Source organism: Clostridium sp., from assembly GCF_032552055.1.
In the GTDB taxonomy this organism is placed as follows: Bacteria; Bacillota; Clostridia; order Clostridiales; family Clostridiaceae; genus Clostridium.
On sequence record NZ_JAWGSV010000253.1, the window covers coordinates 1 to 4,561 of the forward strand.

5 protein-coding genes are annotated in these 4,561 nt (G+C 28.7%); 1 reads left to right on the forward strand and 4 read right to left on the reverse strand.

Annotated features, from left to right (window positions below):
- Positions 1-1,724: glycosyltransferase (locus E6248_RS13535; protein ID WP_316341317.1), on the forward strand; the 1,724-nt coding region annotated here is incomplete at its 5' end.
- A gap of 115 nt (positions 1,725-1,839) precedes the next feature.
- Here E6248_RS13535 and E6248_RS13540 read toward each other — a convergent pair.
- The 4 genes from E6248_RS13540 to thiW are packed head-to-tail and all read right to left on the reverse strand — an operon-like array spanning position 1,840 to position 4,150.
- A complete protein-coding gene (locus tag E6248_RS13540) occupies positions 1,840-2,154 on the reverse strand; it encodes a hypothetical protein (RefSeq protein WP_316341318.1) in 315 nt (104 codons plus the stop codon).
- A gap of 18 nt (positions 2,155-2,172) precedes the next feature.
- Entirely contained in the window at positions 2,173-2,802 is a 630-nt protein-coding gene (thiE, locus tag E6248_RS13545; protein ID WP_316341319.1) for a thiamine phosphate synthase, read from the reverse strand.
- A complete protein-coding gene (gene thiM / locus E6248_RS13550; RefSeq protein ID WP_396335156.1) occupies positions 2,803-3,603 on the reverse strand; it encodes a hydroxyethylthiazole kinase in 801 nt (266 codons plus the stop codon).
- On the reverse strand, positions 3,587-4,150 hold the full coding sequence (gene thiW / locus E6248_RS13555) for an energy coupling factor transporter S component ThiW (protein ID WP_316341321.1): 564 nt from the start codon (positions 4,148-4,150) through the stop codon (positions 3,587-3,589). Before thiW ends, thiM begins: the two co-directional genes overlap by 17 nt.
- Between the last annotated feature and the right edge of the window lie 411 nt (positions 4,151-4,561).

Genomic DNA, 4,561 nt, shown 5'->3' on the forward strand with positions numbered 1-4,561 from the left:
CAAATACTCTTACAAGTTTTATATTAGGAACAATTTTATACTCCGCAGAATTACTAGGATTAATAGCCTTTTTAAATTATCAATTTCTATTTACTAAAAAATATGAACTTATTCCTAAGTCTTTAAAAGATTTCAAGGATGGACAAATACCTACTGTAGATGTATTAATTTGTACATATAACGAACCCTTAGAATTATTAAAGAAGACTATAGTAGCTAGCAAAAATCTTAATTATCCTAAAAATAAATTTAAAGTTTATGTTTGTGATGATGGTAAAAGAAATGAACTTAAAGAATTATGTAATCTATATAATGTAAACTATATTACTAGAGAAGATAATAAAGGCGCTAAAGCTGGAAATATTAATAATGCCATTAATATTATAAATGGAGATTTATTTGCTGTATTAGATGCTGATATGATTCCTAAAAAAGAATTTTTAAATAGAACTGTTGGCTACTTCTCAAATAAAAATACTGCCTTTGTTCAAACTCCTCAAGTTTACTATAATCAAGATATGTATCAGTATAATTTAAATAAAAATATACCTAATGAACAAGATTTCTTTATGAGAGATATAGAAGAAGCAAGAGCTGCAATTAATGCAGTTTTACATGTTGGTACTAATGCCGTATTTAATAGACAATATGTTCTAGACATAGGTGGTTATCCAACATACTCAATCACAGAAGATATGGCTGTTGGAATGCTTTTACAAGCTAATGGTTATGATTCTATTTTTATTAATGAAGATTTAGTTCTTGGCTTAAGTGCTACAACATTTAACGAGTTAGTTAAACAAAGAGATAGATGGTGTAGAGGAAATCTACAAGTTATAAAACACTTTAATATATTTTTTAATAAAGGTCTTACTTTTAGCCAAAAAATTGCTTATTTTGATGGAGTTGTATATTGGTTATCAAGTATTCAAAAACTAATTTATATATTAGCACCTATAATATACCTTTTAACTTCTATTTTAATAATTAATACATCAATAAAAAGTTTACTTACTATGTTTATTCCATTTTTCTTAGGACAACTATTAATATTTAAGAGCCTTTCCCATAAAACTAGAAGTATAACTTGGTCTCATTATTATGAAATTGCAATGGCACCACATATATCCCTTTCTGTTTTAAAAGAATTGCTGGCACTTAAAATAAACTTTAATGTTACTTCTAAGGATATAACAGCAGATAAGAAATATTTTCAGTTTAAAATAGCACTTCCTCATATTATTTTTGGAATTATAACTATAATTTCATGGATAGTTGGAACCCTTGCTTTATCTGAAAATATAGGGAATCTTCCTGCATATATTATTAATATTTTATGGAGTTTTTATAACCTACTAGGAATTATAACTTCAATAAATGTGGCTTATCAGAAGCCTATTTATAGAAAAAGTGAAAGAGTAAAAGTTTCTGAAATTATAAAAACCACAGTGACTTTTGATAATACAACTCTTTACGGTGAATTATATGATATATCTGAAAATGGATTAGGTATAACATTAAATAAGCCTTATAATTTTGAAATAAACTCAATTGTACATATTAAATTTAACAATATAAATTTAGACTGTAAAGTTAATAGATCAAATGGGGACTCTATTGGATTAACTTATAAACATTTAAGTGAAAAAGATTATGAAAATATTATGGACATATATGTAGATAATATTTCTTCTCACTATAATACACAAATCAATCAGAAATAAATTATTTAATTCTTAATTAAAAAAGAACCTGTATTAATAGACACTAAAAAAAGATAATCTATTAATATTGGTTCTTTTTTGTACAATTAAAAGTTAATATACTAATTTTTAATAATTATAAATCTAAATCATTATTCTTCTTAGAATTAATTATCTCTAATAAATCTCTAGAAGTAGCCATTAACTCTGTTTGCTTAGTAGAATTCTGAAGCATCTTTATCATCCATTCACAAACTACATATAGAAATACTGATATAACTATAGTAAATGTGCCAAGAATTAAATTCACTAAAGAAATACTTTCTGGATTTCCATAATATATTGTAAAATAACTTTTACTCACCATTAGTAATACTCCACCTATCATACCAGTTATAAGTATAACAACTCCTATGATTTCTAAAATTCTACAGAATTTATTATTCTCCACTCCTAACACTCCTTATATTTAAAGTTTTATAGTCTCTACCTTTTCTCTTAACCCTTTTACGGCACTCTTAATATCAATAGCTTTCATAATTGCTGATACTACTGATATTCCACTAACCTTTGTTCCTTTAAGTATATCAGAGTTTTCCTCATTTAATCCACCTATAGCCACAACTGGTATATTTACAGATTCACAAATTTCTTTTAAGGTTGAAACTTCTGTTATTACAGTTTTAACCTTAGTTGTAGTTGGATATATAGCTCCAACGCCAAGATAATCAGCGCCTTCACTGACAGCTTCTTCAGCTTGCTTTAGCGTTTTAGTTGTAGCACCTATTATCTTATCACTACCTAATATTTTTCTTGCATACCTGACATTTATATCACTTTGTCCAACATGAACTCCTGCTGCATCTACAGCCATAGCAATATCTATTCTATCATCGATAATTAATGGAATATTATACTTATCAGTAATTTCTTTAACTTTAAATGCTAAATCAAGATATTCTCTACCTGTTTTATCTTTTTCTCTTAACTGAACTAATGTAACCCCTGCATTACAAGCCTCTTCTATCTTATTTAAAAACTCTTTTTCTTCAAGTCCCGTGCTATCAGTTACTAAATATAAGCTACAATCAAATCTCATTTACTCTACCACCCTTATCTTAGATTTTTCTATTATGTCCATATCTTTAACAGTTGAAATATTATCTAATAAATCTATTTTAAATGAAGCTGCTCCTTTTGCTTCTTTAGAAAGTTCTCCACTTATCCCCATAATTAAAGTTCCAAGTATTGCCCCTGATAAAATATCACCACTGCTTATACAGGTTGCAATTAAAGCATTTAACATACAGCCTGTACCAGTTATCATTGAGAGCTCACTGCATCCATTTTCAATTATAAAAGTTTCAGTGCCACTACTTATTAAATCTATTTCACCTGTTGATACTACAATTGAATTAGTTTTCTTTGAAAGACTTCTTACAATATTAATATTATCATTAATATTGTTTTTTCCTGTGCTATCTTCCTCACTAACATCAACACCTTTAGATTTTGTTTCTAATCCAAGTATTGATTTTATTTCTGACATATTACCTTTAATAACATTAGGTTTGCATTTTTCTATAAACTCTAGAGCAAAATCACGCCTAAGATTACTACAATTGACTCCAACTATATCAATAATTGATGGTATTTCTTTTTTATAAGCTACTTCTCCTGAAATCATCATTGAAGTCATTCTATTATCACTTATATTACCTAAGTTAACTGCTAATGACTTAGCTGAAGCTGTAATATCTGAAACCTCCCTGCAATGTTCAGCCATAATAGGTTTACCACCTATGGCTAGTACAACATTAGCACAATCATTAATAGTTATATGATTAGTTATACAGTGAATAAGAGGTTTTTCTAATATTAATTTATTTTTGATATACAGTAGCTTCTTTATTAAAAGTTCTACTTCCCTCATAAATCTTGCCTCCTAATCTATCTTGGATTTTAGCAAGCATTCCATTTTTCCTAAGTGCAATTAAGAATACATATGCTACGGAACCGCCCATAATAGTTGCTGTTATAAACATTGGAACATAGAAAAATGCTGTTAACCCTTCTCTACCTACTAAGTAAGTCATTACTGGATATGAAACTATTGCACCTATAACACCAGTTCCAATAATTTCACCTATTACTGCAAAAATAAGTTTCCCTTTAGAAGCTCTATATAAAACACCTGATAAAAAGGCCCCAAATACTGCTCCTGTTAAAGCAAGTGGAGGTATTCCCATAAATATCATTCTAATTATTCCTATTAGTGTTGCACATAAAAGTGAGTACCAAGGTCCTAAGAATACTGAGCATACAACATTTATTAAATGAGCTGTTGGGGCCATTCCCTCAACACGCAATATTGGTGAAATTACTACTCCTATAGCTACCATAATTGATAAAAAAACTGTTTTTAATACTTTTGATTGATTGTTCATTTTGTTCCTTCCCTTCTGAAATATTTATTTTAAGCTTTTGCTTAGCTCCTAACTAAACTTTAGGATTATCCTTTCTTAAAATAAATATTGCTAAAAAAATAGAAGTAACAAAATTAAATAGCGCATTAAAAGAAAGGATACTCTCCCCTTTTAAAACGGTCGCAACTTCAAAGTTACCTCTCATCTTGAAACACAAGCTCCCTCGCTATTAAATTGTCCTGCCTATACAAATCTTAGGGCGCTCCCCCAAAAACTTGATAAAGATTAATATTTCTAAGTAGATATCTAGTAATCTTTATAAGACTATTAAAAAAATAAATATCCACCAGCTTAGCTGGTGGTTTTTCCTTAGCCCTATAAGGGCATATTACTTGCGTTGCGTCTTAAGGCGCTTTAAAAGGTTCGTCAGCC